Below are 18,220 nucleotides of genomic sequence, written 5' to 3'. Positions count from 1 at the left end.
CACGGTCACGTTCCCCACGACATCCAGCCGCACAAGGAAACACTCCCTCAACCCCGCAAGATCAACCCGCTCAACGCCCACGGTCCTCGCAACTCCCACAGATCGCGGGTGTTGCGAGGACCGTTAGAACCCAAGCCATCGGCAGGGCCCCGGTCCGTGGGCCTTCCGTCCGTCAGCTCCGGGGCCCGTCCCCCGCCGTGGCCTTGTCCCGCGCCGGGGATTCCGGCTCCGGTCCCGCGGCGGGGCCCGTGGACCGGGCAGGTCCCCGCGCGGGCTCGGGTATCCCGCCCTCGCTCAGTCCGAAGCGCTCGTGGAACCGGCGCAGCGGACCGGGCGCCCACCAGGTCCACCGGCCCGTCAGCTTCATCACCGAGGGCACCAGCAGAGCGCGCACCACCATGGCGTCCATCAGCACGGCCAGCGCGATGCCCAGTCCGAGCATCTTGGTGTTGGTCACCCGTGAGGTGCCGATCGCCACCATCACCACCGCCAGGATCAGGGCGGCGGCCGTGATCAGCCCGCCGGTGCGCTGGAGGCCGAACCGCAAGGCGTGCTCGTGATCGTGCGTGCGGTCGTACTCCTCCTTGATACGGGAGAGCAGAAAGACGCCGTAGTCCATCGAGAGGCCGAAGGCGACACAGAACATCAGCACGGGCAGATTCGTCTCGATGTCACCTGTGGAGGTGAAGCCGAGCAGCCCGGACAGATTGCCGTCCTGGAATACCCAGACCACGGCACCGAACATGGCGGTCAGACTCAGGCCGTTGAGCACCACCGCCTGGAGAGGGATGACCACACTGCCCGTGAGCAGGAAGACCAGCAGCAGCGTCACCACCACGATGATTCCGAGCGCCAGGGGCAATTGCTCCCCGATCGCCGCCTTGGAGTCCTCCAGCACGGCGGCCCGGCCGGTCACCGACGTCTCGAACGGAGCCGGTATGTCACGGATGTCGTGCACCAGGCGCTGGGCGCCCTCACCGACCGCCTCCCCCTCGGGCTGCACCGTGAAATACGCGGTCCCGTCCGAGGTGACCGGCCCTTCCACGCGCAGCACACCCGGGAGGTCCTCGACCCGGTCGCGGTAGCGGGTGTAGTCGGCGGAGGTCGCGCCGACCGTGCCCTTGCCCTCGGCGAGAATCTCGATGCCGCCGTCCGGGCTGCCGGGGAAGCCGTCGCGGATGTGCTGCTGGACCACATGCGACTCGGCGGTCGAGGGCAACTGCCGGTCGTCGGGTGTACCGAACTTCACCCCCAGGAACGGCAGTCCCAGCAGCACCAGGCCGGCGGTGGTGGTGAAGGCGAAGAGCGGCGCGCGGCGCATCACCAGATCGGCGAGCCGCGCCCAGCCCGCTCCTGCCTCCCGCCCGCCCCCGGGACGGCCGTCGGCGGTGCTCCCGGCCGGCGCACCGGACGCGCCGACCGCACCCGCCGCTGCCTGGCCGCGTCCGCGCCGCCGGAACAGCGCGCGTACGTCCAGGGCGTTGACACGCGGACCCAGCAGCATCAGGGCGGCCGGCAGCAGGACGAGCGCGGCGGCAGCGGCGAGAAGCACCACGGCGATGCCCGCGTAGGCGAAGGAGCGCAGGAAGTACTGCGGGAAGACCAGCATCGCGGCCAGCGAGACGGCCACCGTGAGTGCCGAGAACAGAACCGTGCGCCCCGCGGTACGCAGCGTGGTGGCCACCGCGTCCCGTACGTCGGCACCCGCGGTCAGTTCCTCCCGGAATCTGCGGACGATGAACAGGGCGTAGTCGATGGCGAGTCCGAGCCCGAGGGCGGTGGTGAGGTTCTGCGAGAAGACCGAGACGTCCGCGAACTCGGTGATACCGCGCAGTACCGCGTTCGTCCCCAGGATGGCGACGATGCCGACGGCCAGCGGAAGCAGCGCGGCGACCACGCTGCCGAAGACCATGATCAGCAGCACGAGTGTCACCGGCAGGGCGATCAGCTCGGCCCGCAGGAGGTCCTCCTGAATGGTCGTCGTCATGTCGTGTTCGACGGCGACGGGCCCTCCGATCGAGACCTCGACCGGACCGTGCTCACCCCGGAATTCCGACGCTATCCGGTCCAGGACCTCGGCCCTGGCCTTCTCGTCACCCCGGATGCGGGCCGCGATCAGCGCCTCGCGCCCGTCCTCGGAGCGGAGCGCGGGCGAAGGGGTCTGCCAGTAGGACCCGACGCCGGTGACATCCTCTTCCGCGGCGAGCCGCTCGGTCAGCCGGCGCCCCTCGGCCGCGACCGCCGGGCTGTCCACGCTCTCCCGGCCGCCGTCGACCAGCAGCAGGAGATTCGGCTGGGAGGCCGGGAACTCGCGCTCCAGCGCCGCGGTCGCATAGGTCGATTCCGCTTCCGGATCCTGCCAGCCGCCGCTGCCCATCCGGTCGGCCGCCCCGCTTCCCGCGAACACGGCGAGCACGGTGATCACCAGTGCGGCCAGCAGCGCCAGGCGCGGCCTGGAGGTGACGAACCGCGTCCATCCCCCCTGCCGTGGCGCGCCTCCCGCGGGAGTCCGGCCCCCTGCCGGATGCGGGCTGTTGACTTCAGACATCGTGCGGTGTCCCCTTCACCGTGGCCCACGCGGGCCTGCGAGCAGGCAGCATGGATCGATCAGTAGCCAAGACACTGGCAAATACGAGCGACCGCTCGCATTCCCTTAGAATGCGAGCGGGGACTCGCGTTTGTCAACCGCACCAGGAAGCTGGGGATTTCAGTGCCGGAGCCCACGAGGCAGGAGCGGACGGGATCGGGCCGCACGAAACCGCAACCGGACGAACAGCCGACCGGGAGGCAAGGACGCCCCGCCCCGGCACCCGCCGCACCCTCCGCACCCGAGGGAGCGACCACCCGGGGAACCGGAACCACGGCCGCCGCCCCCGGACCCCCGGGGCGGGGGACCACCCCCGCCAAGCCGCGACGCCGGCAGGCCCGCGGCGAGCGGCGGATCGCCCAGCTCCTGGATGCCGCCGCATCCGTCTTCTGCTCCTCCGGCTACGCCGCGGCCTCCACCAACGCGATCGCGCGCGAGGCCGGCGTCTCCCCCGGCACGCTCTACCAGTTCTTCCCGAACAAGGAGGCCATCGCCATCGAACTCGGCGGCCGCCTCCTCGAACGGTGGCGGGAGTCCCACGGCGAGGTCCTGGTGGCGGCCGGGCGTGATCTCCCGCTGGAGGAACTGCTGGACGCGGTGCTCGACCCGCTCTTCGCGTTCAACTACGAGAATCCGGCCTTCGCCGTGCTGATCAACGGGCCCGATACCCCCGGTCAGATTACCGAGGAGTTCGAGACCCTCCACGCGGGGCTCCTCATGGGCCTGACGGCGATCATCGGAGGCCACCTCCCTGACGCCTCCCCCACCGAGCTGTCCCTCATCGGGAACACCGCGATGGCCATCTTCAAGGCCGGCCTCGACCTGGCACTGAGCCATGAGGGCGCGGAGCGGGAGGCGTACGCGACGGAGATCAAGCAGGTCATGTTCCGCTATCTGGAGCCGATTTTCCCCGACGACGGCGAGAGCTGCGCACCCCGCGAGATCGCCCGAGAGCCGAGAAATACCCCCTAGGGGTATAGTATGGTGAGTGTCACGGACCCCGGGGGCCACCACGGCCCCGGCGCGCCCGGAACGTGACGAACGCTGCTCTCATGCCTTACGAGGAGAACGACATGACCGCGAAGTCCGAGATCGAGATCACCGACGCCTCCGCCTCCAGCTGCTGTGGCGGCGACTCCTGCGGCACCGGCGCGGCCGATGTCCAGGCAGAGGGCTCGGTCACCACCGTCTACAAGGTCACGGGAATGACCTGCGGCCACTGCGAGGGCGCCATCTCCGGCGAAATCTCCGCCCTCCCGGGTGTCACCTCGGTCACCGCCGTCGCCTCGACCGGGCTCGTCACCGTCGTCTCGGAGGCCCCGCTCGACGAGTCCGCCGTGCGCGACGCGGTGGACGAGGCCGGCTACGAGCTGGCCGGCCAGGCCTGAGTCCGCGCGCCTGCCCGCACGGGCAGGCGCGCCGCCGGGCGCGGAATCGCCGCCCGCCGCGCAACCCGGGGCCGAGCCCGGCCGGGGAACGGCTGTACGGCCCTCTGCGCGCCCGGGAACGGCCCGGCCACTCATCGACCCCGCCCCCGCAGGAACAGCCGGGGAGAAGGGCACCGAGGCCGTTTCCCCGGGCGCCGGGGCAGGGCCCCGCCCCGGCCACTCCGCCCGGACCACGGAGCGCGTGGAGGCGGACCCACCCGCAGCCCTGAAGCGGCGATCCCCCGTCCCGTACGAAGGTGATCTGCGTCTCGCGGAGGGCCGGATCCGTCTCGCACGGCGGACACCCGGGGCGACCGAAGGCAATCTTTTCCGGACCCTCGGCCGTGATGCAAAATTCCCCGAGCTGACGACATCAAGCCAGCTCAAACGCATGATCACGAAATTCACCCCGGTCTTTTCGTCCGCGTTTGCGATAACGGGCGACCGGCGCTCGCACACCCTGGCGAAGCTACATGTGAGGCACAGGACCTTCACAAAGAGACCTAGATCACAGATATTGAGGGGTAACCATTGAGGCCTCTCGCGGGTCTAAATGGACGATGCCACGAACGTCTTGGGGGACGTTCATGGGATGTCTTGGGGGACATCCCAGGCAAGCGTTGGCCGGGGCACGTGCCCGGGGAGCTTTGAGCGGCCCTCCCGTGCGTACGTACCCCGGCAGACCGCGTGAGCTTCTGCGGTTGCAGACACCCGGCCGGATCCCGTGGGGGGAATCCGCTCCGGGGATATGGGAAGCGCCCCGCTCGCCGACCCGTGGGGGGATCGGCGGTGGGGCGCTTTCCGCTTTGCTGTCCGGAGTCGCGCGGAGCCTCGCGGAAGGGGTCAGCGGGCCTCGACCGGAACGAAGTCCCGAAGGACCTCACCCGTGTAGATCTGCCGCGGACGGCCGATACGGGAACCCGGCTCCTTGATCATCTCGTGCCACTGGGCGATCCAGCCGGGAAGCCGCCCGAGCGCGAAGAGCACGGTGAACATCTCGGTCGGGAAGCCCATGGCCCGGTAGATCAGGCCGGTGTAGAAGTCCACGTTCGGGTAGAGCTTGCGCTCGACGAAGTAGTCGTCGGCCAGCGCGTGCTCCTCCAGCTTCAGGGCGATGTCCAGCAGCTCGTCGGACTTGCCGAGCGCCGACAGGACGTTGTGCGCCGCTGCCTTGATGATCTTCGCCCGGGGGTCGAAGTTCTTGTAGACGCGGTGCCCGAAGCCCATGAGCTTCACGCCGTCTTCCTTGTTCTTCACCTTGCGGATGAAGGTGTCGACGTCGCCGCCGGTCGCCTGGATGCCCTCCAGCATCTCCAGCACCGACTGGTTGGCGCCGCCGTGCAGGGGCCCCCAGAGGGCGGAGATGCCCGCGGAGATCGAGGCGAACATGTTCGCCTGCGAGGAGCCCACCAGGCGCACGGTGGAGGTCGAACAGTTCTGCTCGTGGTCCGCGTGCAGAATGAGCAGCTTGTCCAGCGCCGAGACGACGACCGGGTCGAGGTCGTACTCCTGCGCGGGGACCGAGAAGGTCATCCGCAGGAAGTTCTCCACGTACCCGAGGTCGTTGCGCGGGTAGACGAACGGGTGACCGATCGACTTCTTGTACGCGTACGCCGCGATCGTGGGCAGCTTGGCGAGCAGCCGGATCGTGGAGAGATGGCGCTGGTTGTCGTCGAACGGGTTGTGGCTGTCCTGGTAGAACGTGGACAGCGCGCTGACCACGGAGGACAGCATCGCCATCGGGTGTGCGTCGCGCGGGAAGCCGTCGAAGAACCGCTTGACGTCCTCGTGCAGCAGCGTGTGCTGGGTGATCTCGCCCTTGAAGGCGGCCAGCTCGTCGACCGTCGGAAGCTCTCCGTTGATGAGCAGATACGCCACCTCCGTGAAGGTGGAGCGCTCCGCGAGCTGCTCGATCGGATAGCCCCGGTACCGCAGAATCCCCTCCTCACCGTCGAGGTAGGTAATCGCGGATTTGTAGGCGGCGGTGTTCCCATAGCCGCTGTCCAGGGTCACGAGACCGGTCTGGGCTCGCAGCTTGCCGATGTCGAAGCCCTTGTCGCCGACGGTGCTCTCGACCACCGGGTAGGTGTACTCGCCGTCCGCGTACCGCAGTACTACAGAGTTGTCGCTCACGTCATCCCTCACCGACGTAGTGCCTCTTCTTCGAGGTGCCCTGACTGTCTCTACCATCCCCCATTTGGCGCATGAGAGTGCACTCGGGGTCGACCATCGGGCCCCATTGGCGGCACTCAGTGCCGCCAACCTGCTCATCCTGCCCCGTACGCCCCGATTCCGGAAGTCGGGGTGCCATTTCCCACCCATGGGACGGGTGGGACGGGGGCGGGTGAGCCGCTCCGCTCAGCGCCCGGCGAGCCGGTGGTCCAGCGATGTGAAGCGTCTGCCTGCGGAAACCGTCCGCACCGCCTGCCCTATCGCCTTCCGGGAACCCACCAGCACCACGAGTTTCCGGGCCCGGGTGACCGCCGTATAGAGAAGATTCCGCTGGAGCATCATCCACGCTCCGGTGGTGACCGGGATCACCACCGCGGGGTACTCGCTGCCCTGCGAACGATGAATGGTCACTGCATACGCATGGGCCAATTCGTCCAGTTCGTCGAAGTCGTAGGGCACCTCCTCGTCCTCGTCCGTCAGCACGGTCAGACGCTGATCGTCCAGGTGAAGCGAGGTGACCACCCCGACGGTGCCGTTGAAGACGCCGTTTTTCCCCTTCTCATAATTGTTTCGGATCTGAGTGACCTTGTCGCCGACCCGGAACACCCGGCCGCCGAAGCGCTTCTCGGCCACATCGGGCCGGGCGGGGGTAATCGCCTGCTGGAGCAGGCTGTTGAGGGTGCCGGCGCCCGCCGGGCCCCGGTGCATCGGGGCGAGGACCTGCACATCTCTGCGCGGGTCGAGTCCGAATTTGGCCGGAATTCTGTGGGCAGCCACCTCCACGGTCAGCCGTCCCGCGTCCTCCGTCTCCTCCTCCACGAAGAGGAAAAAATCGGAGAGGCCCGAAGTAATGGGCTGTACACCGGAGTTGATCCGGTGGGCGTTGGTGACGACGCCGGACTGCTGGGCCTGGCGGAAGATCCGGGTGAGCCGGACGCGCGGCACCGGGCCGCCGTCCGCGAGCAGATCGCGCAGCACCTCGCCGGCACCGACGCTCGGAAGCTGGTCGACATCGCCGACGAGCAGCAGATGGGCACCGGGCGCGACCGCCTTGACCAGCTTGTTGGCCAGCAGGAGATCCAGCATGGACGCCTCGTCGACCACGACCAGGTCGGCGTCCAGCGGGCGGTCCCGGTCGTACGCGGCGTCGCCGCCGGGCCTCAGCTCCAGCAGCCGGTGCACGGTGGACGCCTCGGCGCCCGTCAGCTCGGAGAGCCGCTTGGCCGCACGGCCGGTGGGTGCGGCGAGCAGCACCTTGGCCTTCTTGGCCCTGGCCAGCTCGACGACGGACCGCACGGTGAAGGACTTACCGCAGCCCGGTCCGCCCGTCAGCACCGCGACCCTGCTGGTGAGGGCGAGCCGGACGGCCTCCTCCTGCTCGGGGGCGAGCTCCGCTCCTGTACGGTCCGCGAGCCAGGCGAGAGCCTTGTCCCAGGCGACGTCCCGGAAGGCGGGGAGCCGGTCCTCCGGCGCCCGCAGGAGCCGGGTCAGCTGTCCGGCGAGGGACAGCTCCGCCCGGTGGAAGGGCACCAGATACACGGCTGTCACCTCCTCTCCTCCGTCGGGCCCGGGGACGCGCTCGCGGACAACGCCCTCCTCGTCCGCCGCCAGCTCGGCGAGGCACTCGATGACCAGACCGGTGTCGACCTGGAGCAGCTTGACGGAGTCCGCGATCAGCCGCTCCTCGGGCAGGAAGCAGTGCCCCTGGTCGGTGGACTGCGACAGGGCGTACTGAAGGCCCGCCTTGACCCGCTCGGGGCTGTCGTGGGGTATGCCGACGGCCTGGGCGATCCGGTCGGCGGTCAGAAAGCCGATGCCCCACACATCGGCCGCGAGGCGGTAGGGCTGGTTCCTCACCACCGAGATCGAGGCGTCCTCGTACTTCTTGTAGATGCGCACCGCGATGGAGGTGGAGACGCCGACTCCCTGGAGGAAGACCATGACCTCCTTGATCGCCTTCTGCTCCTCCCAGGCGGTGCCGATCAGCTTCGTCCGTTTCGGGCCCAGGCCGGGGACCTCCACGAGCCGCTTGGGCTCCTGCTCGATGACGTCGAGGGTTTGGACGCCGAAGTGGTCGACGATCCGCTCGGCGATCCGGGGACCGATCCCCTTGATCAGGCCGGAGCCGAGATAGCGGCGGATGCCCTGGATCGTGGCCGGGAGGACGGTCGTGTAGTTCTCGACCGTGAACTGCCTGCCGTACTGGGGGTGGGAGCCCCAGCGGCCCTCCATGCGCAGGGATTCGCCCGGCTGCGCGCCGAGCAGCGAGCCGACCACCGTGAGGAGATCGCCGGAGCCGCGGCCGGTGTCGACCCGGGCCACGGTGTATCCCGTCTCGTCATTGGCATAGGTGATCCGCTCCAGGACACCTTCGAGCACTGCCGGATTGGACATGCCCCGAAGCTACCCCGGAGGTCCGACAGTCCGGATCGCCTGTGGACAACTCCGCACGGGCCGCTTGTGGATAACTCGGGCCCCGTCGGCCGGTTTCCCTACAGTGATCACACGGGCCCGGACGCCGGGGAGCCCGGCCGGTGCGGGCCGGGTGCCGCACGACCTGCACGTCCCGCACGCGGCCGGGCCCCGATCCCCGGACAGGACCCCACTCCTCTATCCCTATATCTCTGTATCTCCATATCCCCCAGGAGCCTCGATGATCTCCACAGCACGGCGGACGCGGAAAGCACAGTACGGCCACGAGCGGTCACCGCTCGGGGATCCTGCCTCCCACACCGCTGCCCACACCGTCGAACTCTCCCCGTGCCAGGACGCGTCCGTCCGCCGCGTACGCGGTGGCGGTGTACCAGTCCCCGCCGCTCTCCGTGAAGACGTGGTACGTGCCCCAGCCGCTGTCCCCGCTCAGGCGCAGGAGCGTCGTCCGGTACTCCTTCCCCTCGATCGTCCGCACCGTGATCAGAGCGGGCACGGTATCGGTACGGAAGGCACCCACGACGAGCCCCGTTCCGGGGTGGAACCCGCCGCTGAGGCTGTCCGGCGGGAGGTCGTCGCCTGCGGCCCGCCGGGCCTCGGTGACATCGGCCCGGAGGTCGCCGGAACCCACGACATAGTTCTGGTCCCCCTCCGGCAGCAGTGCCAGCCCGACGCCTCGCCCGATGTCGACGGCCCGGTACGGCTCCACCGTCCGCACACCCCGCTGCTCCCCGGACGGCGGGAGGCCGGGCTTCTGTCCCTCCGTCGGACTCGTCTCCCGGCTCGCGTCCGGGTTCGTGTTCGCGGTCGGCCCGGGAGACGGGACGACGGACGGGGCCGACGTGGAACCGAGCGAGGGTGGGGCGGGGGTGGCCGGCGTGGCGCTCCCCCCGGCACCCGGTACCGCGAGGTGGGCGGCGAGGGAGAGCGCGGCCACGGCCACGACGGCGCTGCCCGCCCCCGCGATCCGGCGCCGGCGCACGGACCGGCCCCGGCGCACCACGTCGTCGACCGGCGCGGGGCCCACCGGGTGGATGTCGGCCTCACGGCGCAGTGCCAGGGTGAGACCCTCGTCCGTGCCGATGCCGCGCTCACCGTCGGGCAAGGCACCGGAACCGCTCCCGAGGAGATCGCCGACGCCCGCGCGGCCGTGGGTGTGGCCGAAATGGCCGCTGCCGCCGAAGCCGCCGACGGCACCGAGGTCATCGGCGATGGGGGAGCCGCCGGTGGTGCCGAAGTCACCGGAGTCGGCCGAGGGCGGCCGGTGGCCGGTCACCGGCGGACCTCCTCGGACCGCAGCCCGCCCCTGGGCGCCACCGTGCCCCCCGCACCCGCCTCGGCGTCGGCGTCGGCATCGGCGCCGGTCATGCCGGGCTGGACGCGGAGCGCGCGCAGGGCGCGCGCCGCATGGCTGCGCACGGTGCCGACGCGCGTTCCGAGCAGTCCCGCGACCTCGGACTCGCTGCGGTCCTCCAGGTACCGCAGGACGATCACCGCCCGCTGCCGGGGAGGCAGCCGGTGAAGCGCCTCGGCGAGAACGCTGCGCTCGGCTATGCGCTCCGTGCCGTCCGGTGCGGCCGTCTCGGGAAACCGGTTGGTCAGCCACTCCCGTACGCGTGTGCGCCGGAGCCGGTCCACATTGGCATTGATCATGATGCGCCAGACGTAGGCATCAGGGTCGTCGGTGCGCTGGATGCGCTCCCACTTCACGTACGCCTTGGCCAGGGCTGCCTGCACCAGGTCCTCCGCGTCATGGTGATGGCCGGTCAGGAGGCGGGCGGTCCGGAGCATCCGGGGCCAGCGGCTGGCCACGAACGCCCGGAATTCCGCCTCCTCGCTCGTCTTCAATCAAGGTCCTCTGGCAGCGGCCGCTGTTCGCTTTCGGGGTCCATGGTCAAAGGTGGTGACGCCTCACCGCTTCGGGTTGTCCGCCCTCAGGCTCGCGAGGACCTTCCCGTCCGTGGCGTAGGCGGTGACCGTCACGGTCTCGGTCAGCGATCCGGCGCCGGGCGCGTTGAGCCAGTAGGTCCCCCAGCCGGGCCTGCCCGGCAGCCGGAGCATCGCAGCGGGCCGCGCGGGGCCTTTCCCTATCCGCACGGTCATCCGCGCGGGCACGGCGTCCGTGCGCCAGGCACCGGTGAACAGGACGTTCCCGCCCTCGCTGAGGGTGCCCCCGCTGAGGCTGTTGGGCCGGATGCCGTCGCCGATGTATCCGGGGGCCTTGGCCTGCCGGAGGCTCTCCCTGAACTCCGCGTCGCCGAATGCCACGACATAGTTCTGCCTGCCCTCGGTCAGGAGTGCCATCCTGGCGCCGCCCGGGGCGATGCGGACCGGCTGGTCCGGCCGGACGACTCGCGGGCCGGCGCCGGTTGTGCCGGATCCGGTGGCGGCGCCGGTTCCCTCTCCCGAGTCGACACCCCGCTCCGCACCCGCGAGTTCCGCACTCGCGTGGGTGTCCGCCTGCGCCTGCGTGCCCGTGTTCACGCGTGGCTTCCCGGCGGGCCGGCCCTCGGACCCGGCCCGTGGCGCCGCCGACGTCGACTCCTCGCCGACGGCGATGGCCGCCCCGGCACCCACCGCGAGTGCGAGCGCCAGCGCCCCCGCTGTGACGAGCCGCTTCGTCCCCATGATTCCTCCAGGCTGAGCAGGACGATCACCGTTACCTGTGACCGCGTACACCTCTCAGACGGAGCCCGGCCCCGATGTCTATGTCACAGAGGACGCAGGAGTTTTCGCGTGGACGTGCCCGGGGAGAGGGGCGGCGCCGTGTCACCGGGTGTGCTCGAAGAAGCGCTCGGCCGTCTCGGTCAGCACCTCCACCCCGTCCCGTGCCCACAGCCGTTCGTTGAACAGCTCCACCTCGATCGGGCCCCGGTATCCGGCCGCGTCGACCCGCTCCCGCCACGCGCGCAGATCGACGCAGCCGTCCCCGAGCGGTCCCCGGCCGTTCAGAACGCCTTCGGGCAGAGGGGTCGTCCAGTCGGCGAGCTGGAAGGCGTGGAGGCGCCCGGCCGCGCCCGCCCGGGCCACCGCGTCGGGGGCCGTGTCGTCCCACCAGACGTGATACGTGTCCACCACCACGCCCACCTGGGAGGACGGAAACCGTTCGGCGATGCCGAGTGCCTGCGCCACGGTGGAGACCACGCACCGGTCCGCCGCGTACATCGGGTGCAGCGGTTCGATCGCCAGCCGTACGCCCCGCTCCCCCGCGAGGGGCGCGAGTACGGACAGGGCGTCGGCGATCCGTTCCCGGGCACCCGTCAGATCGCGGCTGCCCGGGGGCAGTCCGCCGGAGACGAGGACGAGGGTGTCCGTGCCCAGGGCCGCCGCCTCGTCGATGGCCGCGCGGTTGTCGTCCAGGGCCCGGGCGCGCTCGTCGGGGTCGGTCGCCGTGAGGAAGCCACCCCGGCACAGGCTGGTCACCGTCAGACCGGCGTCCCGGACGAGCCGGGCGGCCGCGTCGACGCCGTACGAGCGGACCGGCTCCCGCCACAGGCCGACACCGCCGATACCGAGCCGCCGGCAGGCGGCGGTCAGTTCGGGGAGGGACAGTTGCTTGACGGTCATCTGGTTGATGCTCAACCGGTCGAGGCGGTGGCCGTTCACCGGTCGACTCCGTACACCGTGAGAAGGGACGCCATCCGGGCCTCGGCCAGCGCCGGGTCGGGGAACAGGCCGAGGCCGTCGGAGAGTTCGTACGCCCGGGCCAGATGCGGCAGCGAGCGGGCCGACTGGAGTCCCCCGACCATGGTGAAGTGCGACTGATGGCCGGCCAGCCAGGCCAGCAGCACCACGCCGGTCTTGTAGTAGCGGGTGGGCGGCTGGAAGAGATGACGGGCGAGCTCGACGGTCGGGTCCAGGAGCGCGCGGAACCCCCCGGTGCCGGCGACGGCACCGGCGTGATCCGCGCCGTGTTCGGCACGCACGGCAGCCGCGGGAGCCGGAGTGGGCGCCGGGCCGGGAGGAGGCGCTCCCTCATCCCGGCGCGCTCCCCGGCCGGGGGCCCTCGTCCCACCGGCCGCCCCGGGCCGGCGGGACGCCTCCGCGGTGCTCTCGGCGCCCTTCGGGTCTGGAGCGGCCGCCTCCGCGGCGCCCGCTGGACCCGCCCCGCCTGTGGCACCCGCTGGACGTGGGGCGGGCGCCGGACCCGAGCCGTTCACGGGATTCGGTGCGGCGGCCGGACCCCTGGCGGCCGGCGCGTGCGCGGAATCCGGGGTTTGGGCGGAATCCGCGGCATGTGCCGTGGCCTCGCCGCGCGAGGTTTCCTCGTCCAGCGTCCGTACGGCGTGCGCGGCCAGGGGAGCCAGCAGGTCGAAGACGCCGAGCAGGGCGTGGCTGAAGCCGTGTCCGTCGCCCGCGATGAGCTCCGGATAGTGGAAGTCGTCGCCGGTGTAGCACCGTACGCCGGCGGGGAGCCGTCGCCGCAGGGCGATCTCGTGGTCCGGGTCGAGCAGCGAGATCTTGACCCCGTCGACCTTCCGGGGGTGCGCGGAGACGACCTCCAGCAGGGTGTCCGCGGCGGCGACACGATCGGAGCCGCCCCAGTAGCCGGCGAGCGCGGGGTCGAACATCGGGCCCAGCCAGTGCAGGACGACGGGCTCGGCCGCCTGCCGCAGCAGTTCCCCGTACACATCGAGGTAGTCGTCCCGGGTGCGGGCCGCGGCGGCGAGCGCGCGGGACGCCATCAGGACGGCCCGGGCGCCCGTCTCCTCGACGAGGGCGAGCTGTTCCTCGTAGGCGCGGCGGACGGCGGAGAGGTCGCCGGGGCCAACGGAACCAGTCAGCTGGTCCGTTCCCACCCCGCAGACGATGCGACCGCCCACGGCCCTCGCCTCGGCGGCGGAGCGCCGGATGAGTTCGGCGGCGGCCGGCCAGTCCAGGCCCATGCCCCGCTGGGCCGTGTCCATCGCCTCCGCCACGCCCAGTCCGTACGACCACAGGTGGCGGCGGAAGGCGAGTGTGGCGTCCCAGTCGACGGCGGCGGGCGCGTCGGGGCGGCCGGTGTCGGCGCGGGGATCGGCGACGACGTGCGCGGCGGCGAAGACCGTACGGGTACGGAGCGGGCCCCCCGTCCCGTACCGGGCGGGCTCGGCGCGCGGGACATGGACCCGCAGGGTGCCGTCGGGGCCCGGCAGGTGGATGGTCACAGCGTCAGCTCCGGTACGTCGATACGGCGGCCCTCGGCGGCCGATCTGAGGCCGAGTTCGGCGAGCTGCACACCGCGGGCGCCCGCCAGCAGATCCCCCTGGTACGGCGTGCCCAGGGCGACATGGCGGAGGAACAGCTCCCACTGGGCCTTGAACCCGTTCTCGAACGTGCCGTTGTCCGGGATCTCCTGCCACTGCTCGCGGAACGGCTCGGTGGCGGGCAGATCCGGGTTCCACACCGGTCTGGGGGTGGCGGAGCGGTGCTGGGCGCGGCAGCGGCGAAGACCGGCGACGGCGGAGCCGTGGGTTCCGTCGACCTGGAACTCCACGAGTTCGTCGCGCATCACCCGTACCGCCCAGGAGGAGTTGAGCTGGGCCACGGCTCCGCCCTCGAGTTGGAGGATGGCGTACGCGGCGTCGTCGGCGGTTGCCGCGTACGGCCGGCCGTCCTCGTCCCAGCGGCGCGGGACGTGCGTCGTCACCAGGGCGGTCACGGACGTCAGCCGGCCGAACAGTTCGCCGAGGAGGTACGCCCAGTGCGGGAACATGTCGACGGTGATACCGCCGCCGTCCTCGGCGCGGTAGTTCCACGAAGGGCGCTGGGGCTCCTGCCAGTCGCCCTCGAAGACCCAGTAGCCGAACTCGCCGCGCACGGAGAGGATCTCGCCGAAGAAGCCGCCGTCTACGAGGCGTTTCAGCTTCAGCAGGCCCGGCAGGAAGATCTTGTCCTGGACGACACCGTGGCGGATGCCGGCGGCGTCGGCGAGACGTGCCAGTTCCAGGGCGCTCGCGAGATCGGTCGCGGTCGGCTTCTCGGCGTAGACGTGCTTGCCCGCGGCGATCGCGCGCCCGAGTGCGGTCACGCGAGCGGAGGTGGCCTGGGCGTCGAAGTAGACGTCGACGGTCTTGTCGGCGAGCACGGCGTCGAGGTCGGTCGTCCAGTGCGGGAGGTTGTGGCGTTCGGCGATGGCGCGCAGCGCGGGTGCGCGGCGGCCGACGAGGACGGGCTCGGGCCACAGGGTCCGGCCGTCGCCGAGATCGAGTCCGCCCTGGTCACGGATGGCGAGGAGGGAGCGCACCAGATGCTGGCGGTAGCCCATCCGGCCGGTGACGCCGTTCATGGCGATCCGCACGGTCCTGCGTGTCATGAAGCTGCCTCCGGTCTCGCTGGTCGCGCCGGTTTCACCGGTCGTGTCGGCCCTGCGGGCCTGCCCGGCCGATGGCGGGTTCGCGGATCGAGGGACGGGCGGGTTCGCGGATCGACGGGACGGTGGGCGGGCGCCGGGAAGGGGGACGTACGGGCCGCGGGACCGGCGGGGGCTGCTGCGGTGGCGGGTGGGCCGGTGATCCGCGCGCGAACCGGTGGGCAGGCGGGCGGGTGCGGGATGCCGTGCGGGGGGCGCCGCCCGTGGGATCCACGGGCGGTGCGACGGCGTGCGGTATGGCGGACGGGATCGCGGATCGATCGGCGGACGGGTCCCTGGGGCGGGTCCGTCCGTGGTGACTGTGGTGCTCCTGGTGACCGTGGGCGTCCCGGTGCGGGACCGGCAGAACAGCAAGCGCTTTCCACGCCAGGGGACGCTAGCCTGCCGCCAGCGGCACGGACAAGGGTCCCGGCCAGTTCCCGCGGAGGAAAGCCATGACAGTCACCCTGGCGGATGTCGCGGCTCGTGCCCGGGTGTCCCCGGCCACCGTCTCCCGTGTACTCAACGGCAACTACCCGGTGGCGGCATCGACGCGGGAGCGGGTCCTGCGGGCGGTCGACGACCTGGACTATGTGCTCAACGGCCCGGCGAGTTCTCTGGCCGCCGCCACGTCCGACCTGGTCGGCATCCTGGTGAACGACATCGCCGACCCCTTCTTCGGGATCATGGCCGGGGCCGCGCAGACCGAGATCAGCGGGCGGCCGGGCGCGGGACACGGAGGCCCGGGGCAGTCGGGCGCACCGCACCGGGGCTCGCCACGGGCGGGCGGCGAGAAGCTGGCGGTCGTCTGCAACACCGGCGGTTCGCCGGACCACGAGCTGAGGTATCTGACACTGCTTCAGCGGCAGCGCGCGGCGGCGGTCGTGCTGACCGGCGGGGCGCTGGAGGACCCGGCCCATGTCGCCGCGGTGTCCGCGAAGCTGGCGAGGATCGCGGACGCCGGCACGCGGGTGGTGCTGTGCGGCAGGCCGCCCCTGCCGGGGCCGGGCAGCGATGTCATCCACGCCGCGCTCGCCTTCGACAACCGCGGGGGCGGACGGCGGCTCACCGAGCATCTGGTCGCGCTCGGGCACCGCCGGTTCGGCTATCTCGCCGGGCCTGCCGGGCGCACCACGACCCGGCACCGGCTGGAGGGCCACCGGGCGGCGCTCGCCGCGGCGGGCATCGAGGAGGACGGGGACCGGCTGACGGTCCACGGGCCGTACGCGCGCCGTTCCGGTTACGACGGGACGCGCGAACTGCTGCGGCGGGAGCCGGGGCTCACGGCGATCGTGGCCGCGAACGACACGGTCGCGCTGGGCGCGTGCGCGGCGCTGCGGGACCACGGGTTGCGGATCCCGGACGACGTCTCCGTGGCCGGTTTCGACGACCTGCCCTTTTCGGTGGACGCGGTTCCCGCGCTGACGACGGTACGACTGCCGCTGGCCGAGGCGGGGGCGCGGGCAGGACGGCTGGCGATGGACAGGGAGGAGCCACCGCCGGGCGGTGTCGCGACGATCGCGGCGGACCTCATGGCACGGTCTTCGACGGCTCCCCCGCGCCGCTAGGGCGCTTCTGACGGATCTTGCTGGGATCGCGTGCCCTGGTACCGCGCCTCGCCCCCGTGGCCCTGCGGGCACGGGGGTACCCCCACCGCAGTGGCTCTCCCCCGGAGCTTCGCCCGGGAGGTACCCCCATCCTCCGCCTTGCGATCCACGGCACCAGACCCCGCTCACCGACCCAGCCTGACCCATCAGAAACGCCCTAGTTTCCGTACGACTCCGAGCACCCCATCGGCCCGGGCTCCCGCACCCGGGGTCCCCATCCCGGCCCGGTTCCGCCCGGGGCTCCCGCCGCCGGGCGCGGGGCGGCGCCCTGTGGCCCGTACTCCCGCGGGCGCCCGGTCCGGTCCCGCGCGGGGCGGCCCCGGAACCGACGGAACCTGAAGGAGTCCCGGAGCCGGCGAGGGCTGCTTCTCCCGAGGTCCCCGCCCCGCCCCCGCCCGAAAAGTGCCGCCGCCGGGCGCGGTTCCGCCCGCCCGCGGCGCCTACCCGGCGCGCCCCCTGCAGCCCGGCGCCGAACCCGGGACCGATCGCCTGACCGGTACCGGGCTGCTCCTCCGTCCTCCGTATCGGACGGGCAGGGAGTGACCGCCATGGACCCGTCGACCGCACGCACCCCGCACACCCGCACCCGCACACCCCGCCCCTTGCGGACACGGCAGCGGACTCATACCTTTGACTGAGTCAAAGGTATTTCGGGACACAGGTACGGAGTGAGCCGACCACCATGCCGATCCAGGAAATCCGCGCGTTCAACCGCTTCTACACCAATCTCATCGGTGCACTGGACTACGGCAGGCACCTCTACACGCCGTACACCCTCACCGAGTCCCGGGTGCTGTACGAGCTGGCGCACAGCCCCCGTACCGACGCCGCCGACCTGCGGGCGGAGCTGTCGCTGGACGCGGGGTATCTGAGCAGGCTGCTGGCGAAGTTCGAGCGGGACGGGCTGGTGGACCGGGGACCGTCCGAGGCGGACACACGACGGCAGCGGATCACCCTGACGCCCAGGGGGCGCGAGGCGGCCGCGCTGCTCGACGAGCGGTCGCGGGAGGCCGTGGGCACGCTGATCGCCGAGGTGCCGCAGGAACGGAGAGCGCGGCTCGTGGAGGCGATGCGGACCGTGCGCGAGACCCTGGGCCACACCCGGCCCGTTCCGCACGAGGGTCCCGTACTGCGCGACCCGGGGCCCGGCGAGCTGGGCTGGGTGGTGCAGCGCCACGGGGCCCTCTACGCCGCCGAATACGGGTGGAACGCCGACTTCGAGGGCCTGGTCGCCCGTATCGTCGCCGACTTCGCCCAGGACCACGACCCGCACCTGGAGCGGGTGTGGATCGCCGAGCTGGACGGGCGTCCGGTGGGCTCGGTGATGTGCGTACGGGACGACGCGCCCGCCACCGCCCGCCTGCGGCTGCTGCTCGTCGAGCCGGAGGCGCGCGGTCACGGCCTCGGTGATCTGCTCGTCCGGTCGGTCGTGGATTTCGCGCGTGATGTGGGGTACCGGGAAGTCGTGCTGTGGACCAACGACGTACTCGCCGGAGCGCGCAGGCTCTATCAGCGGGCCGGGTTCACGCTCGTCGCGGAGAAGCCGCACCGTTCGTACGGAGTGGACCTGGTCGGCCAGGACTGGCGGCTGCCGCTCCGTCAGAGCCAGGAAGGATCAGCCGGATGACCCGGAACGACCGCCTCACGACCGGGAACGACCGCAGGA

Annotated in this window: 13 protein-coding genes; 4 read left to right on the top strand and 9 right to left on the bottom strand. The window is 71.5% G+C overall.

The window, feature by feature from the left end; genetic code table 11:
- Window positions 1-172 precede the first annotated feature (172 nt).
- Window positions 173-2,548: an MMPL family transporter gene (locus ACFYT4_RS13890; protein WP_389267903.1), complete on the bottom strand. Its 2,376-nt coding sequence runs from the start codon at window positions 2,546-2,548 to the stop codon at window positions 173-175.
- Window positions 2,549-2,710: 162 nt separating this feature from the next.
- On the opposite strand from ACFYT4_RS13890, the gene ACFYT4_RS13885 reads away from it, so the two are divergent.
- Window positions 2,711-3,559: a TetR family transcriptional regulator gene (locus ACFYT4_RS13885; RefSeq protein ID WP_389267901.1), complete on the top strand. Its 849-nt coding sequence runs from the start codon at window positions 2,711-2,713 to the stop codon at window positions 3,557-3,559.
- A 101-nt stretch (window positions 3,560-3,660) separates the two neighbouring features.
- The gene (locus tag ACFYT4_RS13880) at window positions 3,661-3,975 is read left to right on the top strand and encodes a heavy-metal-associated domain-containing protein (RefSeq protein ID WP_389267899.1); all 315 of its coding nucleotides are present in this window, start codon (window positions 3,661-3,663) and stop codon (window positions 3,973-3,975) included.
- 882 nt (window positions 3,976-4,857) lie between these two features.
- On the opposite strand, the gene ACFYT4_RS13875 is transcribed toward ACFYT4_RS13880, so the two are convergent.
- The 8 genes from ACFYT4_RS13875 to ACFYT4_RS13840 form a co-directional block, all read right to left on the bottom strand.
- The gene (locus ACFYT4_RS13875; RefSeq protein ID WP_389267897.1) at window positions 4,858-6,147 is read right to left on the bottom strand and encodes a citrate synthase; all 1,290 of its coding nucleotides are present in this window, start codon (window positions 6,145-6,147) and stop codon (window positions 4,858-4,860) included.
- Between the two features lie 225 nt (window positions 6,148-6,372).
- Entirely contained in the window at window positions 6,373-8,580 is a 2,208-nt protein-coding gene (locus ACFYT4_RS13870) for an ATP-dependent RecD-like DNA helicase (protein WP_389267895.1), read from the bottom strand.
- A gap of 310 nt (window positions 8,581-8,890) precedes the next feature.
- On the bottom strand, window positions 8,891-9,892 hold the full coding sequence (locus tag ACFYT4_RS13865) for a hypothetical protein (RefSeq protein ID WP_389267893.1): 1,002 nt from the start codon (window positions 9,890-9,892) through the stop codon (window positions 8,891-8,893).
- Window positions 9,889-10,464, bottom strand: a complete 576-nt coding sequence (locus ACFYT4_RS13860) for a SigE family RNA polymerase sigma factor (protein ID WP_389267891.1) — start codon at window positions 10,462-10,464, stop codon at window positions 9,889-9,891. Before ACFYT4_RS13860 ends, ACFYT4_RS13865 begins: the two co-directional genes overlap by 4 nt.
- Before the next feature lie 63 nt (window positions 10,465-10,527).
- On the bottom strand, window positions 10,528-11,244 hold the full coding sequence (locus ACFYT4_RS13855) for a hypothetical protein (RefSeq protein ID WP_389267889.1): 717 nt from the start codon (window positions 11,242-11,244) through the stop codon (window positions 10,528-10,530).
- A 141-nt stretch (window positions 11,245-11,385) separates the two neighbouring features.
- Window positions 11,386-12,183, bottom strand: a complete 798-nt coding sequence (locus ACFYT4_RS13850; protein ID WP_389268050.1) for a sugar phosphate isomerase/epimerase family protein — start codon at window positions 12,181-12,183, stop codon at window positions 11,386-11,388.
- A 35-nt stretch (window positions 12,184-12,218) separates the two neighbouring features.
- Window positions 12,219-13,763 (bottom strand): dihydrodipicolinate synthase family protein, encoded by a 1,545-nt coding sequence (locus tag ACFYT4_RS13845; protein ID WP_389267887.1) that lies wholly within the window; start codon window positions 13,761-13,763, stop codon window positions 12,219-12,221.
- Complete coding sequence (locus tag ACFYT4_RS13840; protein ID WP_389267885.1) at window positions 13,760-14,911, bottom strand: Gfo/Idh/MocA family protein; 1,152 nt, start codon at window positions 14,909-14,911, stop codon at window positions 13,760-13,762. Before ACFYT4_RS13840 ends, ACFYT4_RS13845 begins: the two co-directional genes overlap by 4 nt.
- A 491-nt stretch (window positions 14,912-15,402) precedes the next feature.
- Here ACFYT4_RS13840 and ACFYT4_RS13835 point away from each other — a divergent pair, with 491 nt between their 5' ends.
- Complete coding sequence (locus tag ACFYT4_RS13835; protein WP_389267883.1) at window positions 15,403-16,515, top strand: LacI family DNA-binding transcriptional regulator; 1,113 nt, start codon at window positions 15,403-15,405, stop codon at window positions 16,513-16,515.
- 721 nt (window positions 16,516-17,236) lie between these two features.
- Window positions 17,237-18,181: a GNAT family N-acetyltransferase gene (locus ACFYT4_RS13830; protein WP_389267881.1), complete on the top strand. Its 945-nt coding sequence runs from the start codon at window positions 17,237-17,239 to the stop codon at window positions 18,179-18,181.
- Window positions 18,182-18,220: the final 39 nt, after the last annotated feature.

The organism is Streptomyces sp. NPDC004609 (genome assembly GCF_042873655.1).
Classification (GTDB): Bacteria; Actinomycetota; Actinomycetes; order Streptomycetales; family Streptomycetaceae; genus Streptomyces.
The sequence above is the reverse complement of the archived record's forward strand: the minus strand, read 5'-3'. Positions and strand labels throughout refer to the sequence as shown.

Bases quoted from the DNA above. Each gene is read 5' to 3' on its own strand.
- ACFYT4_RS13890 (WP_389267903.1), bottom strand. From the start codon at position 2,548: ATGTCTGAAGTCAACAGCCCGCATCCGGCAGGGGGCCGGACTCCCGCG.
- ACFYT4_RS13880 (WP_389267899.1), top strand. From the start codon at position 3,661: ATGACCGCGAAGTCCGAGATCGAGATCACCGACGCCTCCGCCTCCAGC.
- ACFYT4_RS13870 (WP_389267895.1), bottom strand. From the start codon at position 8,580: ATGTCCAATCCGGCAGTGCTCGAAGGTGTCCTGGAGCGGATCACCTAT.
- ACFYT4_RS13855 (WP_389267889.1), bottom strand. From the start codon at position 11,244: ATGGGGACGAAGCGGCTCGTCACAGCGGGGGCGCTGGCGCTCGCACTC.
- ACFYT4_RS13850 (WP_389268050.1), bottom strand. From the start codon at position 12,183: ATGACCGTCAAGCAACTGTCCCTCCCCGAACTGACCGCCGCCTGCCGG.
- ACFYT4_RS13840 (WP_389267885.1), bottom strand. From the start codon at position 14,911: ATGACACGCAGGACCGTGCGGATCGCCATGAACGGCGTCACCGGCCGG.
- ACFYT4_RS13835 (WP_389267883.1), top strand. From the start codon at position 15,403: ATGACAGTCACCCTGGCGGATGTCGCGGCTCGTGCCCGGGTGTCCCCG.
- ACFYT4_RS13830 (WP_389267881.1), top strand. From the start codon at position 17,237: ATGCCGATCCAGGAAATCCGCGCGTTCAACCGCTTCTACACCAATCTC.